The 19492-nt window shown below is 34.7% G+C and carries 14 protein-coding genes; 4 read left to right on the forward strand and 10 right to left on the reverse strand.

What is annotated here, in order from left to right:
* Nucleotides 1-966: 966 nt before the first annotated feature.
* Complete coding sequence (arfB, locus tag MK851_RS00005; RefSeq protein ID WP_047790342.1) at nt 967-1368, forward strand: alternative ribosome rescue aminoacyl-tRNA hydrolase ArfB; 402 nt, start codon at nt 967-969, stop codon at nt 1366-1368.
* 90 nt (nt 1369-1458) lie between these two features.
* Here the strand turns inward: arfB and MK851_RS00010 are convergent, their stop codons facing one another.
* Complete coding sequence (locus MK851_RS00010) at nt 1459-2484, reverse strand: MBL fold metallo-hydrolase (protein ID WP_320240408.1); 1026 nt, start codon at nt 2482-2484, stop codon at nt 1459-1461.
* A gap of 7 nt (nt 2485-2491) precedes the next feature.
* Complete coding sequence (locus MK851_RS00015; protein ID WP_274639438.1) at nt 2492-3184, reverse strand: hypothetical protein; 693 nt, start codon at nt 3182-3184, stop codon at nt 2492-2494.
* 1126 nt (nt 3185-4310) lie between these two features.
* Here MK851_RS00015 and MK851_RS00020 point away from each other — a divergent pair.
* A complete protein-coding gene (locus MK851_RS00020) occupies nt 4311-5282 on the forward strand; it encodes a hypothetical protein (protein WP_320240411.1) in 972 nt (323 codons plus the stop codon).
* Nucleotides 5283-5578: 296 nt separating this feature from the next.
* On the opposite strand, the gene MK851_RS00025 is transcribed toward MK851_RS00020, so the two are convergent.
* The 4 genes from MK851_RS00025 to MK851_RS00040 all read right to left on the reverse strand — a co-directional run bounded on the left by MK851_RS00025 (nt 5579) and on the right by MK851_RS00040 (nt 10538).
* Nucleotides 5579-6592 (reverse strand): hypothetical protein, encoded by a 1014-nt coding sequence (locus MK851_RS00025; RefSeq protein WP_320240413.1) that lies wholly within the window; start codon nt 6590-6592, stop codon nt 5579-5581.
* Nucleotides 6593-6892: 300 nt separating this feature from the next.
* Nucleotides 6893-8434 (reverse strand): acyl-CoA carboxylase subunit beta, encoded by a 1542-nt coding sequence (locus MK851_RS00030; RefSeq protein ID WP_320240415.1) that lies wholly within the window; start codon nt 8432-8434, stop codon nt 6893-6895.
* Between the two features lie 180 nt (nt 8435-8614).
* Entirely contained in the window at nt 8615-10051 is a 1437-nt protein-coding gene (gene accC, locus MK851_RS00035) for an acetyl-CoA carboxylase biotin carboxylase subunit (RefSeq protein WP_303505547.1), read from the reverse strand.
* A 1-nt stretch (nt 10052) separates the two neighbouring features.
* Complete coding sequence (locus MK851_RS00040; protein WP_320240419.1) at nt 10053-10538, reverse strand: acetyl-CoA carboxylase biotin carboxyl carrier protein subunit; 486 nt, start codon at nt 10536-10538, stop codon at nt 10053-10055.
* 499 nt (nt 10539-11037) lie between these two features.
* Here MK851_RS00040 and MK851_RS00045 point away from each other — a divergent pair, with 499 nt between their 5' ends.
* Both MK851_RS00045 and MK851_RS00050 read left to right on the forward strand, forming a co-directional pair.
* Nucleotides 11038-13383, forward strand: coding sequence for a TonB-dependent receptor (locus MK851_RS00045; protein ID WP_320240421.1), 2346 nt, complete (start codon nt 11038-11040; stop codon nt 13381-13383).
* A gap of 173 nt (nt 13384-13556) precedes the next feature.
* Entirely contained in the window at nt 13557-14564 is a 1008-nt protein-coding gene (locus tag MK851_RS00050) for a leucine-rich repeat domain-containing protein (protein WP_320240423.1), read from the forward strand.
* A 283-nt stretch (nt 14565-14847) separates the two neighbouring features.
* On the opposite strand, the gene MK851_RS00055 is transcribed toward MK851_RS00050, so the two are convergent.
* From MK851_RS00055 to ruvB, 4 genes are read right to left on the reverse strand one after another with little or no spacing between them, the layout of a single operon-like run.
* Nucleotides 14848-15228: a rhodanese-like domain-containing protein gene (locus MK851_RS00055; RefSeq protein WP_320240425.1), complete on the reverse strand. Its 381-nt coding sequence runs from the start codon at nt 15226-15228 to the stop codon at nt 14848-14850.
* A gap of 5 nt (nt 15229-15233) precedes the next feature.
* Complete coding sequence (locus MK851_RS00060) at nt 15234-16643, reverse strand: MBL fold metallo-hydrolase (protein WP_320240427.1); 1410 nt, start codon at nt 16641-16643, stop codon at nt 15234-15236.
* Between the two features lie 11 nt (nt 16644-16654).
* Nucleotides 16655-18385 carry a solute carrier family 26 protein gene (locus tag MK851_RS00065; RefSeq protein WP_320240429.1) on the reverse strand — a complete coding sequence of 577 codons (1731 nt, stop codon included), beginning with the start codon at nt 18383-18385 and terminating at the stop codon, nt 16655-16657.
* A gap of 5 nt (nt 18386-18390) precedes the next feature.
* Nucleotides 18391-19413: a Holliday junction branch migration DNA helicase RuvB gene (ruvB, locus tag MK851_RS00070; RefSeq protein ID WP_303505561.1), complete on the reverse strand. Its 1023-nt coding sequence runs from the start codon at nt 19411-19413 to the stop codon at nt 18391-18393.
* Nucleotides 19414-19492: the final 79 nt, after the last annotated feature.

Below are 19492 nucleotides of genomic sequence, written 5' to 3' on the forward strand. Positions count from 1 at the left end.
TAACTACTACCCTTTAAAGTTCCCAACTCTCAACTAAAAGATTTCTCACCTCCGTTCCACTACAGTTCGAAATGACAGCTATTAATTGTTATGATATGAAATAAACAACCTGAACGTCATTCCGAACGACAAAGGAGGAGGAATCTCACTAATAGGAGTAACTACTACCCTTTAAAGTTCCCAACTCTCAACTAAAAGATTTCTCACCTCCGTTCCTCTACAGTTCGAAATGACAACTATTAATTTATAACATGAAATAAACAACCTGAACGTCATTCCGAACGACAAAGGAGGAGGAATCTCATCAATAAGAGTAACTACTACCCTTTAAAGTTCCCAACTCTCAACTAAAAGATTTCTCACCTCCGTTCCACTACAGTTCGAAATGACAACTATTAATTTATAACATGATATAAACAACCTGAACGTCATTCCGAACGACAAAGGAGGAGGAATCTCATCAATAAGAGTAACTACTATCCTTTAAAACCCCCAACTCTCAACGAAAAGATTTAGCTCCGCTGAACCTTACGGTTTCTCACTTACGTTCCTCTACAGTTCGAAATGACGTACGTTTTGTCATTTCGAGCGATAGCGAGAAATCTGCTTAATTCTAGTTACGAATACCCTTTAAAATTCCCAACTCTCACCAATAAGAGTCACTTCGATTAGTAAGCCTCCTTTACAAACAACAATAGATTATTTATATTTGGAACTCCTGTTTTACAGGAATACAGTAACACCTATTAAAGTAGGTTGACTAAAATTTTAAAGCTGTCAATTCGAGTGAATTTTGCGATTGAAAAGAGCATAATTTGTATCGAGAATTTAGGACTTAGACGCTGGAATAGTTCTCGATAGCTCTACTGAGCGTAGCCGAAGTAAAATTTTTATCTCGTTAGCACTTGATAAAAACCACTCGAACTGACATTGGAAGTTAATTCCGTTAATGCATTCACAAACACTATGAACAAAGAACAACTATTAAAAGAACTCAACTTTAAAGCCGTACGAAGCTCTGGTGCGGGCGGACAGCATGTAAACAAAGTATCCTCTAAAGTGGAATTAAGTTTTACTATTGAAGACTCGTTAGGGCTCTCGGACAAAGAAAAAGCACTGCTCCTTAAAAATTTAGCTAACAGACTCTCTAAAGAACATACACTTATACTAAGCTCACAAGAAAGCCGCTCACAACACCGTAACAAAGAATTGGTTACCGAACGCTTTTTTAACCTTTTAGCACAAGCCTTGGTAGTACCTAAAGTACGTAAAGCTACCAAACCTAAAAAAGCAGCGATTGCCAAACGATTGGATGCCAAAAAACAACAGGCTGAAAAAAAAGAAAACCGAAAAAAGTTTCGGTTTTAGTTTCTATTTAACTTTTATTTATACATTATTTTTTCAATGCAAAGTTGCTTTTATTTTATCCTCTAAATTGTTGTTAATATCAAGGATTTCTTATAAAGCATCTGCTGAAATCCAATTTCTAAAAGGAAAAAGATCTGGTTTAGATTTAATATTTAGCGTTCCTGATTTATAAGTACTATATGTCTTACAATTTGGTAAGTTTTTCTTTATACAACTAATAACTGCCTTTCTAGGATGTTTTTTACTTCCATTTGCAGAAACCCAGAATTGATTAGGGTTAAAATTACCAATCCAATTTGTACTAACATTTCTTCTACTCCCATGATGCGGTAATTGGCAAATATGTAGGTCTCTTATATCATAACCATTACTTTCTGCTGATTCAAAAGAATCAATTCCTGCATCTGCGGTAAACAAGTATTTACGTTTACTCGAATCAACAAATTTTGTTAAAACAGATGTCAAGTTTTCTGCAGAAGCATCATTTTTCTCGTCAACTATATTGCAAGAATTTAAACCTTCTTGAACTTCATTGATTTCACTTTCGGGTTGAATATTAGAACCTGATGTTTTTAGGTTATCAATGTTTGTAAAATAACCAAGTTGTTCTAAATAAAATGCTTTTGAAGGTCCGACAAATTCAAATAAACTGTGGTCTAATTCGCTGTCAGAAAACGCTGAAAGTTTCGATATACCATATTGGTCAAGAACATTACTTAAATCATCAGATTGTTTTAATGATTCGAAAAGCTTTTGGACTCTTTTATTAGAATACCTATAAGATTCATTTAATGTTCTAATCTCATTCCTTTTCGCTTCTTCTATGTAGTCGGTTGGGTCATTATAATAGAACCGTGCAATCTTGTTTTTGAAGTAATGAACTAAATCTATTAATCCTCCAATATGGTCAGAATGAGGGTGAGTGTTGATAATCAATATTGGACTGTCTGACGAGATGTTAGGCATTATATAGGTTTCATAATGCTCAATTATTGTTTTTGCATCTTTTGGATTGCCTCCATCAATTATTGTTACATAGTCAGCGTTTTCTTCTTTTGTCCATATTATATTGCAATCTGCATTTCCAAGCGATAGCATATCTATACTAAAATCCATTTTTCCTTTATTTTTTTAAATATTGTTCGAATAAAATCTTTGCGTAGTATTTACCATATCTTTTAATCAAAAACTTACTCAAAATAATTGGCAAAATGTAGACACTTAGAAATACTAAATTAAGTTTGAATGCAAATGGATTTGGAAAAGTATATTGAAACAAAAAGATATTAATTATTGAAATTACAGAAGCTAAAACACTACCTCCAATCAGATTTCTCACAAAGCCATATTCAATATTATGCTGAAGTAGCATTGTATTATCTCTAGTCACATTTCTAACTTGAGCCACAGCACTTGCAATAGTTTTTCTGGCTTCTTCTTCGTTCTCATTTTCAGAATTTGAATCTAGTAAGTGAATATTAAAGTCAGCAGCAATCTTTTGCACTATTTGAGATTTTATTGATTTCGCCAAAGTGGTATCTGAATTAAGAAGAAAATTAGTAGTTGGCATATTTAATTCTTCTTTAAAGAATAAATTTTGGAATAGTTCTTTTGAAATTAATCGATTGATTTGCACAAGGAAATAGATTATTGCAATCGAAAGAGTTATGTCACTAGCCCACTTATACCCCTCTAAAAAGATCATAAACTCTATTAGTTTATCGCTAAAGCCAAAATAATACAAACTAAGTATTGGAATCGAAGTTAAAATTGTCGAAAACAACCTAGCTTTTATGTAATATTCGTTTATTTTCATTTATCGTCTCTTTTCTCAACTTGCAGGTAACTCGTTATATACCAAACTTTAGTTCTTTTATCCCGATAAAAACATGGAATATCATAAGGTTTAGCAATTTTTTACGCTATCAAATATATCAAATCCAATACTTTGTTAAAAGTAAAGTTATTAACGAGTTACTATTATTTGTTAATTAATTATAAAAAAGCTAATTGCTCTTACAGTTCTTGCGAACCTAATACAAAGTATCTACACATTCTTACGGAATCCCATAATCGCAGCTATTTAGGTAATAAAAGTTGTTTTTTAGAGTAGTAACGGTTCTTTATATCACAGTTTTGGGTCGCTAATAGTACGGCATGCTCCGTTAACACCACGGCACGGGTCGCTGATATCACGGCATGCTCCGTTAACACCACGGCACAGGTCGTTGATATTACGGCATGCTCCGTTAACTCCACGGCATGGGTCGCTGATATCACGGCACGCTCCGTTAACACCACGGCACAGGTCGCTGATACTACGGCACGCTCCGTTAACACCACGGCACAGGTCGCTGATACTACGGCACGCTCCGTTAACACCACGGCATGGGTCGCTGATATTACGGCACGCTCCGTTAACTCCACGGCACGGGTCGCTGATACTACGGCTATCCTCCCACTCTTAAATCTGTATGGATTCAATCCAACGCTCTCGGTCTACGTAGTAACGGATTATCACTTCGAGTAAAATTATTTGAAATGAAAATAATTTTGTATCGAGAAGTAATAGCCTAGTTCTCGATACAATTTTTAACTCATTATCATTCTTAAAAATCACTCGAACTGACAATACACAAAAAAAGTATTCGCAACCAGTGTAAAAGATATACTTCTGATTGTCTGAATGTTAAAAAAAAGCAAAAATTGACCTTCGCATTTGTTTTTTATACCCCAACACTATAATTTAGAAGCGGTTAAGAAAAAGAAACTAACAAAATGCTATGATTGTATTGCTAAAACCATCTAATTTTTTATGGATTTTTAACTAGTGGCAAGGGGCTCTCCTGCTATTATAATCTTGTTGTTTCTACTTATTACCTATGGGTAGCGTGTTTTACGCTTCCCTAAAAACACACATGTAACTTAAATTAAATATTAATATGGAAACCAGAAGAAAATTCAAAGGATCAGATGCTTTTTTAGCTGAAAGCGCACGTACAATTTACAACCTATTTACGCAAGATTTGGAGCGTTTTACCGCTTTCAATGCCCGATTTACAAGCGAATACGCGGCGGCTTTTTTACATCAGATTGATGCGGCAGATACGGTAGTTACCGATATTAGTACCTTGGCGAAACAAGGAGTGGAAACGCAAAAGGTGTTGATAGAAATGCAAAATGCTAGTCGTGTGTATAATCGTATAAAGAGTCATGCTATGTGGGCTTTTCCTGATAATCCTGCGGTATTAAAGGAGTTTACAACTGGTTATAGAGATGCGAGCAAGAATCAGCCTAAAATGTTGGTGTTTTTAGAAACGTTAGAAAAGGTAGTTACCAACTATTTAGATGATTTGACCGATGTAACGAAAGGCGGAATGCCTGCATCTATTGTGGAAGAGTTGGCAACAATTAAAGACGAATTAAAGAGCGCGAACACGCAACAAGAGGTGTATAAAAAACAGCGTTTGGTAATTACTCAAGATCGTATTTCGGCATTGAACGATTGTTATACAACGCTTGTTCAAATTATAAATACGGCTCAGTTAGTATTTGCCAATGAACCTGCAAAAAGAGCACAGTATAGCTATCGTCCAACTACTGGAAGCAGCTCAATTACTGATTTTGTGGGACAGGTAGCGCCTAATGAAACCAAGGTAATTACTCAGGTATCGTATGACAAAGAGAGTTTTATTAGTTTTGAAAACAGAGGGGAAACCACACTACAGTTCGACATTAGTACCGACGAGGTTACCCTAAACGGCAATATGGTTGAGCTGGAAAGTGGTGCTATTAATAATCAGCCAATGGAATGGTTACTAGCGGATGTTGCCAACGGCACCAAAGTGAATATTTTGGCGTACAATCCGTCTACTACCTCAACGGGAAGTTATTGGGTTAGTACGGATGTGTAGTACCTAGTTTATAAATGTTAAAAGCAATTCTCTGTTGAGAATTGCTTTTTTTATGTATATCCATTTTAGTTCACGCACTTTTTATTTATTTTTAATAGGAGTTCATGAATCTTCGATTTCTTTGCTTGTCCAAAGAAAACGAACCAAAAGAAAAAAGTCTTTTACGAGGATTTTTTTTAACCTTGTTTAAAATCGTCTGAAAGACGGTGCGAGGCAAAGCTCCTGAATCTCATCACTTTTTCAAACTATTCTACGTAAAAGGGTTTTGAAAAACTTTGTTTTTTAAATCTCTTTTTTTATTCTTTTTTCTCTTTTAAGGTTTCCTGAAATAAAGTTATTTCTCCAGTATTTTTTATTCCTAATTTAGGTGGCGAGGTATGTAATGAAGATTCAATTAAATCTTTAGCTCCATTAATACTATAAGGAAGCCCAAAAGCGACTACTTGAGGTGTTATTTTAGTTTTTGTATCATAGATTTTACTTTTAATTGTTGCCAAAGATTGCATCGCTGTTTGAATGGTACTCTCATTTATTCTATCTGGAATAGGAATTATAGGAGATACATTTTCCCCACTAATACCTAATGACTGTATAATTAACGTTCCGCTTAATCTATTTTGAGAAGCAGCAACCCCTAAACCATATAAACTCCCTAAATTCACAGAATCTTTTAGCACTGTTACTGATGCCTGAATTCTCAATCCTATACCAACATAAACAGGTATTTTAATATTATGGTTTTGAGATTTATCTAATCTTAAATTTTGGTTTTGAACCTGTAACTCTGCATTAAACTCATTTACAGAACCATAATTAGTGGATAGTATTTGTTCTGATAATAAAACGTTTTTAGATTTTAAATTATCTGGAATTTTTAAAGTATCTAATCTTTCTCCTAAAAAATTATAATTATTCCTCACATAATCAGCATACTTTTTTGTTGTATAATTTTCAGAATATCTTGCTGGAATTGCAGTAGTAATATATTTTATATAATCGATGATTACAGAATAACTTTCACCATTTCTAGCAACATTAAATGTACCAAAAGTTAATGAGCCGCTCTGATTAACTCTACCTACAGCAACTCTTGTTGCCTCGTTTGGAAATTCAGATATAATATCTTTAAAACTCAATGTGTCATTTTCTTTTTCTACTGTTAGCTGAATAGGATCAATAGGTTGATAACCTTTCATAACAGTTGTTACTCTATTAGCTCTCTTGTTTAACTCTTCTAAATCAGAGTTTTTATTTAGCGCTCCGCAACTGGCAATTAATATTGTAATTACAATTAGTATTATTTTTTTCATTTGGTTATAGTTTTAGATTCTTAGTTTCGACTATATTTCGAGATTGAAAAATACTTTTTAGATACCTTCAAATTACATCCATATTTTTATATGTAAACAACTATCTCTTTTACTAATTATAAAACTAAAAAAACATCCTTACAAACAACCATAAAAACCCTTAAAACCAAACATTTAAGCAATAAAAGTTAGTTTTTTCATCATTAATGTGACAAATAAAGCAAAAGCAAAACCTTATAAAACAAAAAAGACACTCCTAAAAAGAAGCGCCTCTTAAAAATATTGATATTTAATTATCTTTTACAACGGTATGTTCCCGTGTTTTCTATTCGGTCTTTCTACCTTTTTACCTTCTAACATCGCAAAAGCTTTAATCAGTTTTCTACGGGTGTCTTGTGGTAAAATAACCTCATCCACAAATCCACGTTCTGCTGCACGGTACGGATTCGCAAATTTATCGGCATACTCCGCTTCTTTCTCCGCTAATTTTGCTTCGTGATCGTCAGCTTCGGCAATTTCCTTTTTAAAGATAATTTCACTCGCTCCTTTTGCTCCCATTACCGCAATTTCTGCACTAGGCCACGCAAAGTTCATATCGGCTCCAATGTGTTTTGAGTTCATTACGTCATACGCTCCACCATAGGCTTTACGGGTAATTACACTTACTCTTGGCACGGTAGCTTCACTTAGCGCATACAATAATTTTGCTCCGTTGGTAATAATAGCGTTCCATTCTTGATCGGTTCCTGGTAAGAATCCTGGTACATCTACCAACACCAATAACGGAATATTAAAGCAATCGCAAAAACGGGTAAAACGTGCTGCTTTTTTAGAACTGTTTACATCCAAACATCCTGCTAAACTCATCGGTTGATTGGCAACAACCCCCACACTTCTTCCTCCTAAACGCGCAAATCCAACGACGATATTATCGGCATACTCTTTATGGATTTCAAAAAACGAATCTGCATCAGCAATACCATCAATTACGGCACGCATATCGTACGGCTTGTTGGCATTATCTGGAACAATGTTGGCTAATTCTTCTCTAATTTCATCGCCTAATTCAAACGGTAATTTCGCTGTAGTTTCTTGATTGTTCTGTGGCATATAACTCAACAATGTTTTAATGTCTTCTAAACATTGTACATCGTTCGCTGCCGTTAAATGCGTTACTCCCGATTTGGTTGCATGCGTACTTGCGCCTCCTAACTCTTCCGAAGTTACTTCTTCATTGGTTACTGTTTTTACTACGTTAGGTCCCGTAACAAACATATAACTTGAATTTTCTACCATAACGGTAAAATCGGTCATGGCTGGAGAATACACTGCTCCCCCTGCACAAGGTCCCATAATTGCTGAGATTTGTGGGATGACTCCTGATGCTTGTACGTTTCTGTAAAAAATATCGGCATAACCACCTAACGAACGTACGCCTTCTTGAATACGTGCTCCACCAGAATCGTTCAATCCGATTAATGGTGCTCCTACTTTTACCGCTAAATCCATAATCTTACAGATTTTTTCGGCATGTGTTTCCGATAACGAACCTCCAAATACCGTAAAGTCTTGTGCAAACACGTACACTAAGCGTCCGTTTACAGTTCCATATCCAGTTACCACTCCGTCACCATAAAATTGCTGATTTTCCATTCCAAAATCGGTCGTTCTATGCGTTACTAAAATGCCTACTTCTTCAAAAGAACCTTCATCTAAGAAATAATTAATACGCTCGCGGGCGGTTAATTTTCCTTTTTGATGATGACGGTCGATGCGTTGTTGTCCGCCTCCTAACTTTGCTTCGGTAAGTTTATGTTGTAATTCTTCTATTTTAGATTTCATCTATATTCTTTTTTTGGGCGTTCCCCAAGGGTCGGGCTTTCCGCTATATCTTTTGTTGGTTCTCGATACTTGCTCCGCAAACTCGAACTGACAACAAAAGGATGCCGCTGCAAATGCTTTGCATTCAACGAAACACGTAAAATACAAATTATTGAGTTAATCCCTAACGCACATTATGTATTAACAAGTTTTTAAAATACGTTGCTCTTTTAAATACTGCTGTAAGGCAACTTGTGCAGCAATCTTCGCTTCTTTTTCGTATCCTGCTTCTAACAACTCAGGTGTGTAATACTTCTTTACAAAATGAGTATCGAAATTCCCTGAGGTGAAAGCTTCGTGTTCGCATACGAACTTTCCGAACGGCAACGTAGTTTCTATTCCTTTTACCTTATAATTGCTAATGGCTTGTTTCATTAACTCAATAGCTTCTTCGCGCGTATTCCCATAGGTAATCAATTTAGAAATCATCGGATCGTAATAAATAGGAATCTCCATTCCTTCTTCAAAACCATCATCTACACGAATATTTTCTCCTTTCGGATGTTGATAGGTTTCCAACACTCCAATACTCGGTGCAAAATTATCTAACGGATCTTCGGCGTATACACGTAATTCTAATGCGTGTCCGTTAATTTCTAAATCATCTTGCGTGAATGATAGCTCCTCTCCTCTTGCTATTTTTATTTGCTGCTCTACCAAGTCTACTCCCGTAATAAGTTCCGTAACTGGGTGCTCTACTTGTAAACGTGTATTCATTTCTAGGAAGTAGAAGTTTTTATTTTCATCTAATAAAAACTCAACCGTTCCTGCTCCTAAATAATCACATGCTTTCGCAACTCTTACAGCTGCAGCACCCATAGCTTCTCTAATTTCTGGAGTCAACACACTCGATGGTGCTTCTTCTACTACTTTTTGGTGGCGACGCTGTACCGAACATTCGCGTTCAAATAAGTGTACTACGTTTCCGTGAGCATCTGCCAACACTTGGATTTCGATATGACGTGGTGACCCTACATATTTTTCTATAAATACAGAACCATCTCCAAAAGCTGATTCTGCTTCTGAAATTGCACGCTGCATTTGTTCTTTAATATCGGCTTCTTTTTCAACAACACGCATTCCTTTTCCACCACCACCTGCTGAGGCTTTGATTAAAATCGGATACCCAATTTCATTTGCTACTTTCGATGCATATTCTACATCAGTTACTGCTTCATCAATCCCCGGAACCATTGGAATATCATAGGCTTTTACTGCATCTTTTGCAGCCAATTTGCTCCCCATCACTTCAATAGCGTGGGTTTTTGGCCCTATAAATACAATTCCTGATTTTGCTACGGCTTCTCCAAAGGCTGCATTTTCACTTAAAAATCCGTATCCTGGGTGAATTCCATCTACACCTAACTCCTTCGCTACTTCAATAATTTTATCTCCTAATAAATAGGATTGATTCGAAGGTGCAGGACCAATACATACCGCTTCGTCTGCAAAAGTTACGTGTGGTGAATTTCTGTCTGCTTCAGAAAAAACTGCTACCGTTTTAATCCCCATTTTTTTTGCAGTACGCATTACACGCAACGCAATTTCTCCTCTATTTGCTACTAATATCTTTTTCATATTATTCCATTTCTATTAAAACCGTATTCTTTTCTACTTTATCACCTACTTGTATAGCAACCGATTTTACAACTCCGTCTCTTGGTGCTTGTAAGGTATTTTCCATTTTCATGGCTTCTAACACCAAAATTCCGTCACCTTCTTTTACTTCTTGACCAATTTCAACATCAACAGAAACAATTAACCCAGGCATTGGTGCCTTGATATCGTTTTCTTTTTTCTCTGCAGCTACTTCTAATCCTAATTCATCAATTAACACATCTAATTCATTAGAAATATTCACCTCATAGGTGTTTCCGTTGATTTGAATGGTGTATGTTTTTTGATTGAAATTTGTTTGAAGTATGGTAGCTTGATACGATTGGTTCCCCTCAAGTACATGGTAGTTGTTTTTTGATTTTTCTACTATATCTAGCGCCTCAATTTGCGCTTCAGTAAAATCAAAATCATGCGTTTTATTAACGCTCGTTTTAAAAGATTTACTCATAAATATCTGATATTTTCACCACTAAAATATTAAAATTACAACGGAATGCATTGAGTTAAATCTATAAATTGGCTAGAATGTTTTTTTACTTCCTTGATTACTTTCTATCCATTTACTAACAACCTCAGAAAAACCCGCTATTTATCGCTCTTTATTCATATTTCATATTTACCTTTGCACCGTTCTCATAAAGGGGTGCCTTATTTGAATTAAGAATTGTGGAATTACGAGTTTTGATTATTAAAATAATTCGTAATTAATCATTTATAATTCATAATTAAATTCAGGCTGAGATCATACCCAACGAACCTGGAACAGGTAATGCTGTTTAGGGAGGCGATAATCGCCATTTGGAAAACAATTGTTACGAGAAATTTGTTTATAAACCAAAGAATACTTTGTTGTAAACTACTTGTAATGACAAATTTTAATTATTCAATGTTTAACTAAAGAATAATTACCTCTTTTTATTCGATTTTGTTTTTATAAAATGAGACCGATGTCTTTTATCAAGAAAGTGAAAATAGTAGCTTTTTTAACCGTATTATTTACAACGTTAACTACCAGTGCACAACAAATGGTTACTTTATCAGGTAACGTGATTAATGGTAATCAAGAACCTTTAGTAGGTGCCACCGTAGCAGTTAGAACTCAAAACAAAGGGACTTCTACCGACTTTGAAGGTAAATTCAAGTTAAACCTACCAAAAGGAACGCATATTATTGAGGTTTCTTATGTTGGTTTTAAAAGCACTTCTCAAGAGGTTGAAATTACCAACAACCAACAGATTACGTTTCAATTAATTTCTAATGAAACTGTGTTAGATGAAGTCTTAGTATCTGCTGTTCGTGTAAAAGCAGATGCACCCGTAACACACTCAAACCTTGGCAAACAAGAAATTGAAAAACGTAACTTAGGGCAGGATATTCCTGTGTTACTAAACTATTTACCTTCTGTAACATCCTCGTCAGACGCTGGTGCTGGTGTTGGTTACACTTATATTCGTGTACGTGGTTCGGATGCTTCTCGTGTGAACGTTACGATTAACGGAATTCCGTATAACGATGCCGAGAGTCAGGGTACTTTTTGGGTAAATATGGGAGATTTTGCTTCGTCTACCCAAAGTTTACAGTTACAACGTGGTGTAGGAACGTCTACGAACGGTTCTGGAGCATTTGGAGCTAGTTTAAATATTTTAACCGATGCTATTTCGGAAGAAGCTAGTGGAGAAATTTCAAATGCTTTTGGTTCGTACGGAACAAGAAAACACACCGTAAAGTTTACCACTGGAAAATTAAATAATGGATTTGAGTTTGCGGGTCGTTTGTCTAACATTTATTCTGATGGCTATGTTGACCGAGCTTTCACCGATTTAAAATCATATTTCTTACAAGGTAGCTATACAGATGACAATACGTTGATTAAAGCCTTAGCTTTTGGAGGTAAACAACAAACTTATCAAGCTTGGTATGGCTTAAGTGCTGAGCAATTACAAGAAAATCGTCGCCAGAATCCGTATACCTACGATAATGAAACCGATAATTATTGGCAAGATCATTACCAATTACATTGGAATGAGAAACTCTCTGATAACTGGTCTACCAATATTGGATTAAATTATACCAAAGGAGAAGGGTATTTTGAACAGTTTAAAGAAGATAAAGATGCTGTTGATTATGGTAATGTAATTGTTGACGGAAGCGATGTTATTGTTCGTCGTTGGTTGGATAATGATTTTTACGTAGCTAATGCTAATGTTACTTATAAAACTGAAAATTTCGAGTTAATTTCTGGTGCTTCTTATAGTAATTATAAAGGAGATCATTTTGGTGAAGTTATTTGGGCTACACAATTTGCAGATGGTGCTAGCATTAGAGATCATTACTATTTTAGTGATGCTAAGAAAAATGATATTAGCGTTTTTTCTAAAGCTACTTTTAATGTTTTTGATAACTTAAAAGCTTTTGTTGATGTACAAGGTAGATTTATTGATTATACAACTGGTGGATTTACTTCTGATTTGCATCCTTTAAATATTGATACTTCATACAGTTTTTTCAACCCTAAGTTAGGTTTTACTTATAGTATTAATAAAGAAAACAGTATTTATGCATCGTATGCTCGTGCGAACAGAGAACCTAATCGTGATGATTTTCAAAATGGCCCGAATGTACAACATGAAACCTTAGATGATTTTGAATTTGGATGGCGTTTACACAATAAAACGATTCAATTAAATACAAACATCTATTACATGTCGTACGACAATCAATTAATTCAAACTGGCGGATTAAATGATGTAGGTGAATATTTACGTAAAAATGTGAAAGATAGTTATCGTTTAGGGGTAGAAATTGATGCTAATATTAACGTTTCAGACAAATTTAGCATTAACCAAAATCTTACAGTAAGTAGTAATAAAATTAACAATTTTATGTTAGACCGTGATGGTGTTCAACGCAATATTGAGACTACAAATATTGCTTTTTCTCCAAATATTATTGCTGGAAATGCATTGGTTTACAAACCTACACGAGGGTTACAGCTTTCTTTATTATCTAAATTTGTTGGCGAGCAATATTTGAGTAATACCGATACTGAAGCTTCTAAATTAGATAGCTATTACGTGAGTGATTTTAATGTTAGTTATGAGCTTAAAATGAATAAAATTTTTAAATCTATTGTGTTTACAGGATTGGTAAACAATCTTTTTAATAAAGAATATGTTGATAGAGGATATACCTATTTAAATACTTGGGATACTCCTGGAACTTCTTTTGAGGTCCAAGGATACTTTCCGCAAGCTACTAGAAACTTTTTAGTAGGTGCAACGTTAAAGTTTTAAAAGGTAAAAGAGTTAAGAAAAAGTAAAACCGAAACAATTGTCTCGGTTTTTTTATGCTCTTGAAAATTAACTTATAAAGACTAACTTCGTTATCGGTAGATATAAGTCATTAAAACAAGCTTATATTCTTAATTACATTGACATTATTAATTTTGAAAAAACATAACAAAACAATGAAGCCAAAACTATTTTACTTTTTACTATGGATGATAGGATTAAACAACACTAATGCTCAAATTGGTAATCTATTTACAGTTAGTAATATTAAATATAAAGTTTTAACACAGAATAATACCACCAATATTGGCACTGTAGAAGTAGCTGGTGATTATGAAAATTACGCTTATGCTGGGAACCCTAAACTAAGCCTACCTGCTACCGTTATCAGTGATGGTATTACCTATGCTGTAACCCATATTGGAAAAAATGCTTTTAAAGAAAGTTTTAGTGGAAGCGGTAATAATGTATTAACTCATGTTGATTTATCGAGGGCTACTAACTTAACTAGTATTGGAAGTAAAGCATTTGAAAAATGTATAAAGATTACTTCTATTCACTTTCCTAATAATTTAACTAGTATTGGAGTTAATACTTTTCGAGACTGCTCATCTTTAACTTCTATTTCTTTTCCAAACAGTTTAACCCGTATTGGAAATGGTGCTTTTCAGTACTGTACTTCCTTAATTTCAGCAGATATTTCCCATACAAAAGTAACCAATATTGGGCAAAATACTTTTTCTGGTTGCTCCTCCTTGACTTCGGTTATTTTCCCAAATAGTTTAACCAATATTGGCAGTGTTGCTTTTATGAATTGTTCCTCTTTAACTTCAGTTACTTTTCCGAATGTTTTAACTAGCATTGGGCGCTCTGCTTTTCAGAACTGTTCTTCCTTAACTTCAGCTGACTTGTCTCTTACAAAGGTAGCCAGTATTGGAAGAGGTGCTTTTCGATACTCCGCCTTAACTTCGGTTACTTTTCCGAGTAGTTTAACTAATATTGGACGTCTTGCTTTCGAAAGTTGCCTCGCTTTAACTTCTGTTCGTTTTTCAAGTAGCTTACCTCGTATTGAAAGTGATGCCTTTTATGGCTGTACTGCCTTGTTAAATGTATCAGCAAAAGTACCTGAGCCTAATATAACTACCTTACGAAAAAAGGTATTTTTAAGCGTTAAACCATATTGAAATATTTAGTGAATTAAAACCCATTCGCTAATGATAAAATTCATGATGAAAGACACCCTTATAGCAAAGCGAATATTAATAAATCAAAAAAAGTATTTCTCATTTTTTCATTAACTTCCATGGTTATTGGTATTTAAAAATGAAATAACGCTGTATAACAATGGCTATAAGCAATTGCTGCTACTCGCTTACTAGGGAAATTCCTACAAAAATTCCGCAACTACTCATAGCCCAACCGATAGCGAAACACAAAAAATCCCGAGTATACTACTCGGGATTTTCTTTATTCTTTATTTTTCTCTGTCCATTCTAGGTACCCTCCTAAAACATTGTATACTTTAAAGCCTTTTTGAGCAAGTAACTCACTTGCCTTTAAACTTCTTCCCCCTGAACGACAATAAAGATATACTGGTTTTGTTTTATCTAATTTTTCTAAAGCTTTTCCTTCAAAATCGTTACCAGTAACGTCTATTTTAATTGGGGTTTCGATAACTCCTCCAGCCCACTCTTTTGGAGTTCTAACGTCTAATAACTGTACGTTGTCTTCATTCTGTAAAACTACTTGTAAGTTATCTATAGTAATGTTATTTACCTCTGTGTTTTGTGGTTTACACGACAATACCACCGTTAAAAACAAACCTACTAAAAAAATACCTTTATTCATTTTACTTATTTTAAGGTTGATGGACATACCGTTGCTGTTCTTGGAATATCAGTTTCTTTAATCGCTTTATACCCTCCAGCAACATCAATGATGTTATGGAATCCTCTTGCTTTTAAAATAGATGCTGCAATTACTGAACGGTATCCTCCAGCACAGTGTACGTAAAAATCTTCTTTTGTAGGAAACTCTTCCACATGTTCGTTTAAGAAATCTAACGGTGTACTTGGTACATCTACAATATGTTCATTTGCATATTCTCCTGGTTTTCTAACATCAAAAACAGGAGCTTTTTTCGTAACCGCTTCTGCTAAAATAGCTGCAGAAACAGAACGCAATGTATCTACTTCTTTTTCTGCTTCTTTCCATGAATCAAAGCTTCCTTCTAAATATCCTAGTACATTATCAAAACCAACGCGAGATAAGCGTGTTATAGTTGTTTCTTCTTCTCCTTCTGGAGTCACTAATAAAATTGGTTGTGTAACATCTTTAATCAATGCACCTACCCATGGAGCAAATGTTCCTCCTAAACCAATAAAAATTGATTGTGGTATAAATCCTTTAATAAACTCTGATTGATGACGTACATCTAAAATTAACGCATCGGTTTCATTTGCTGTTTTTTCAAAATCTTCTACCGATAATGCTCTTGCTCCACTTTTGATAACTTCATCGATAGATTGATATCCCTCCTTATTCATTTTTACATTTAAAGGAAAATACTCAGGTGGAGGTAGTAATCCGTCTGTAACTTCCTTCACAAATTCTTCTTTCGTCATATCTGCACGAAGTGCATAATTGGTTTTCTTTTGATCGCCAATAGTACCAATTGTTTCTTTGCTCAAGTTTTTACCACAAGCTGAACCTGCTCCGTGTGCTGGATATACAATTACATCATCTTCCAGCGTCATAATCTTTGTACGTAAACTATCGTATAACAGTCCTGCTAACTCTTCTTGTGTTAAATTTGCAGCTTTCTGTGCTAAGTCTGGACGACCTACATCACCTAAAAATAAAGTATCTCCACTAAAAACAGCATGATTCTTACCGTTTGCATCTTTCAATAAATATGAAGTGCTTTCCATAGTATGTCCTGGAGTATGCAATACGGTAATAGTAATATCTCCTAACGTGAACACTTCACCGTCTATTGCTATATGAGCCTCATAGTTCGTTTTCGCTGTTGGTCCGTATACAATTGTTGCTCCTGTTTTTTCTGCAAGGGTAACATGACCACTTACAAAATCTGCATGAAAGTGAGTTTCAAAAATATATTTGATTTTAGCGCCATCTTTCTTAGCCCTATCTATATAAGGATCTACTTCTCGTAACGGATCTATTATTGCCACTTCTCCATTACTTTCTATATAATAGGCTCCTTGTGCTAAACAGCCTGTATAAATTTGCTCTATTCTCATGATATTATATATTATTTATACGCTTGATGTATATATTGTGCGTATTTCTTCTGATTTTGGTTATCTCCTGTTTTATAGAATTTTACGGCACCGTTGGCACGCATAAAAAAGTGATCTAGACTTACTACGTCTAATAAACCTCCCCTAAAAAAAGCATCTCTTACCGGCCCTTTCACTCCTGCGAAATAAAATTGAATATTGTGTTTATTGAAATAAATAATACGTTCTTTTAATATCTCTATTCCTGTACTATCTACTCTATTAATACTTTCTGCATCTAACACAATCAATTTTAATGCCTCCCTTTTTTCTTCTGCCATTTCGTCCAACTTATCTCGAAAATAGTTTGAGTTTGCATAAAATAACTGTGCATCAAAACGAAATACTAAGATTTCTTCGTCTAAAATAACTTCCTTAAACCTATTTTTATTACGATAAAAGTCTGAATTTGGTACTTTACCTAACTCAACTACATAGGGTCTAGAGGTTCTAAAAATTAAAACGATTAATGACAGCACTACTCCAATTAAAATTCCGTATTCAATTCCAAAGAAAATGGTAGCCAAAAAAGTAGCTAGGAGTAGCCAGAAATCTAAATTATTAGCTCTCCACAGCCTTCTAGCTTCCTTTATATTTATTAAGTTAAAAACTGCGACTATAATTATTGCTGATAAAATAGTTTTTGGTAAATGATAAAAAACGGGAGTTAAAAAAAGTAAGGTAAACACTACTAAAATTGCTGAAACAATTGCTGAAATTCCTGTAGTACCTCCTGATTCCCCATTGATAGCAGAACGAGAAAAACTTGACGCTGACGGATACGATTGAAATAATGACCCTACCATATTACTTAACCCTAAGGCTACTAACTCTTGGTTTGGCCTTACTCTATACTCATCTTGTTTGGCTTCCAGCGTTTTTCCAATTGAAATCGTTTCTAAATACCCTACCATAACTAGTGTTGCGGCTATTGGCATTAATTCACGTATTAGAGCTACATCAATTACTGGCATTGAAAATTTTGGTAACCCTGAAGGAATATCTTTTACGATGGCTACATCGGAAAGTTGTGTTCCAAAAAAACGTATGGTTACTATTCCTAGTATAACAACTATTAAGGCATTTGGTATTTTTTTATTTACTCTCCTAAAAACTATAATAATAGCGCATGCTATTAAGCCAATAATTGTGGTGTTTGTTTTAAAATATTGAAGTCTGAAAAGAATATCTTCCAACAGTACATGAATTTGATCGCTCTGTACAAACTCTACTCCAAATAAGTTTCTAAATTGATTTAACCCAATAATTAAAGCTACTGCAGATGTAAATCCGGTTATTACAGGTCTTGATAAAAAATTAACAATGAATCCTAATCGGAAAATTCCCATTAAAAACTGAATGGTTCCTACAACTAATGCGAGGAGTATTGCTATAGCAATATAACTTTCAGAACCTGTTAACGCTAAGGTAGAAACTCCTGTTGCTACGATTAATGAATCCATAGCTACTGGTCCAATTGCTACCTGACGTGATGTTCCAAATATAGCATACATCAACTGAGGCATTAAAGCTGCATACAATCCATAAATAGGTGGTAATCCTGCAATCAATGCGTAGGCAATACCTTGTGGAATTAATACAATAGCGACGGTTACACCTGCAACTACATCACCTCTTAACTGCGATTTTTTATAGTTGGGTAACCATTCTAGTATCGGTATGAGTTTTTTTAGTAGTTCCATTCTATTTAAAAGAGCTCTCCTTGACTAGTTCCTTTAATTTTTCCCAAATGTTTATATGCCAAATCAGTTACTTCTCTTCCTCTTGGCGTACGCATAATAAACCCTTGTTGGATTAAAAAAGGTTCATATACTTCTTCAATTGTTTCTGCGTTTTCAGCTACTGCTGTCGCTAAAGTTGTTATTCCTACTGGACCTCCCTTAAATTTATCGATAATGGTAGATAAAATTTTATTGTCCATTTCATCTAAACCATGTGCGTCTACATTCAATGCTTTCAAGGCATATCTCGCTATTTCTATGGTAATGGTACCATCACCTTTAATTTGTGCAAAATCACGTACTCTACGTAATAATGCGTTAGCAATACGTGGAGTTCCTCTACTTCTACCAGCAATTTCTATTGCTGCTTCCATAGAAATAGGCATTTTTAAAATAAATGCACTTCGCTGTACGATGGTTGTTAATAATTCTGTTGAATAGTAATGTAAACGACTACTGATTCCAAAACGTGCTCGCATAGGAGCTGTAAGCAATCCTGAACGTGTAGTAGCTCCAATTAATGTAAACGGTTCTAAATTAATCTGAACTGTACGTGCATTGGGCCCTGATTCGATCATAATATCGATTTTATAATCTTCCATTGCTGAATACAAGTATTCTTCTACAATAGGACTTAATCGATGAATTTCATCTATAAACAGAACATCTCGTTCATCTAAATTGGTTAGTAGACCTGCTAAATCTCCAGGCTTGTCTAATACTGGTCCTGAGGTAACTTTAATCCCCACTCCTAATTCACTGGCTAAAATATGTGCTAAGGTGGTTTTTCCTAAACCAGGAGGTCCATGAAACAGGGTATGATCAAGTGCTTCATCTCGTTGATTGGCAGCCTCAACGAAAATTTTTAAATTATCAATTGCCTGCTCTTGACCAGTAAAATCTTCAAATGAAAGCGGACGTAGTTTCTTTTCTACATCTAACTCTTCACTTGAAAAATGAGTATTATCAGGGTTTAGGTTTTCATTCATATTATTGCAAATATACTTGAAATAAAATGTTTGTTTTGTAATATATGTTACTTAGCTCTTTTCTATGCTAAAATACATA

Origin of the sequence: Tenacibaculum sp. 1B UA (genome assembly GCF_033978845.1) — a bacterium.
Lineage (GTDB): Bacteria > Bacteroidota > Bacteroidia > Flavobacteriales > Flavobacteriaceae > Polaribacter.

What these genes read in the sequence shown, in the direction of transcription:
- arfB (WP_047790342.1), top strand. Translation starts at nt 967, where the DNA reads ATGAACAAAGAACAACTATTAAAAGAACTCAACTTTAAAGCCGTACGA.
- MK851_RS00010 (WP_320240408.1), bottom strand. Translation starts at nt 2,484, where the DNA reads ATGGATTTTAGTATAGATATGCTATCGCTTGGAAATGCAGATTGCAAT.
- MK851_RS00015 (WP_274639438.1), bottom strand. Translation starts at nt 3,184, where the DNA reads ATGAAAATAAACGAATATTACATAAAAGCTAGGTTGTTTTCGACAATT.
- MK851_RS00020 (WP_320240411.1), top strand. Translation starts at nt 4,311, where the DNA reads ATGGAAACCAGAAGAAAATTCAAAGGATCAGATGCTTTTTTAGCTGAA.
- MK851_RS00025 (WP_320240413.1), bottom strand. Translation starts at nt 6,592, where the DNA reads ATGAAAAAAATAATACTAATTGTAATTACAATATTAATTGCCAGTTGC.
- MK851_RS00030 (WP_320240415.1), bottom strand. Translation starts at nt 8,434, where the DNA reads ATGAAATCTAAAATAGAAGAATTACAACATAAACTTACCGAAGCAAAG.
- accC (WP_303505547.1), bottom strand. Translation starts at nt 10,051, where the DNA reads ATGAAAAAGATATTAGTAGCAAATAGAGGAGAAATTGCGTTGCGTGTA.
- MK851_RS00040 (WP_320240419.1), bottom strand. Translation starts at nt 10,538, where the DNA reads ATGAGTAAATCTTTTAAAACGAGCGTTAATAAAACGCATGATTTTGAT.
- MK851_RS00045 (WP_320240421.1), top strand. Translation starts at nt 11,038, where the DNA reads ATGTCTTTTATCAAGAAAGTGAAAATAGTAGCTTTTTTAACCGTATTA.
- MK851_RS00050 (WP_320240423.1), top strand. Translation starts at nt 13,557, where the DNA reads ATGAAGCCAAAACTATTTTACTTTTTACTATGGATGATAGGATTAAAC.
- MK851_RS00055 (WP_320240425.1), bottom strand. Translation starts at nt 15,228, where the DNA reads ATGAATAAAGGTATTTTTTTAGTAGGTTTGTTTTTAACGGTGGTATTG.
- MK851_RS00060 (WP_320240427.1), bottom strand. Translation starts at nt 16,643, where the DNA reads ATGAGAATAGAGCAAATTTATACAGGCTGTTTAGCACAAGGAGCCTAT.
- MK851_RS00065 (WP_320240429.1), bottom strand. Translation starts at nt 18,385, where the DNA reads ATGGAACTACTAAAAAAACTCATACCGATACTAGAATGGTTACCCAAC.
- ruvB (WP_303505561.1), bottom strand. Translation starts at nt 19,413, where the DNA reads ATGAATGAAAACCTAAACCCTGATAATACTCATTTTTCAAGTGAAGAG.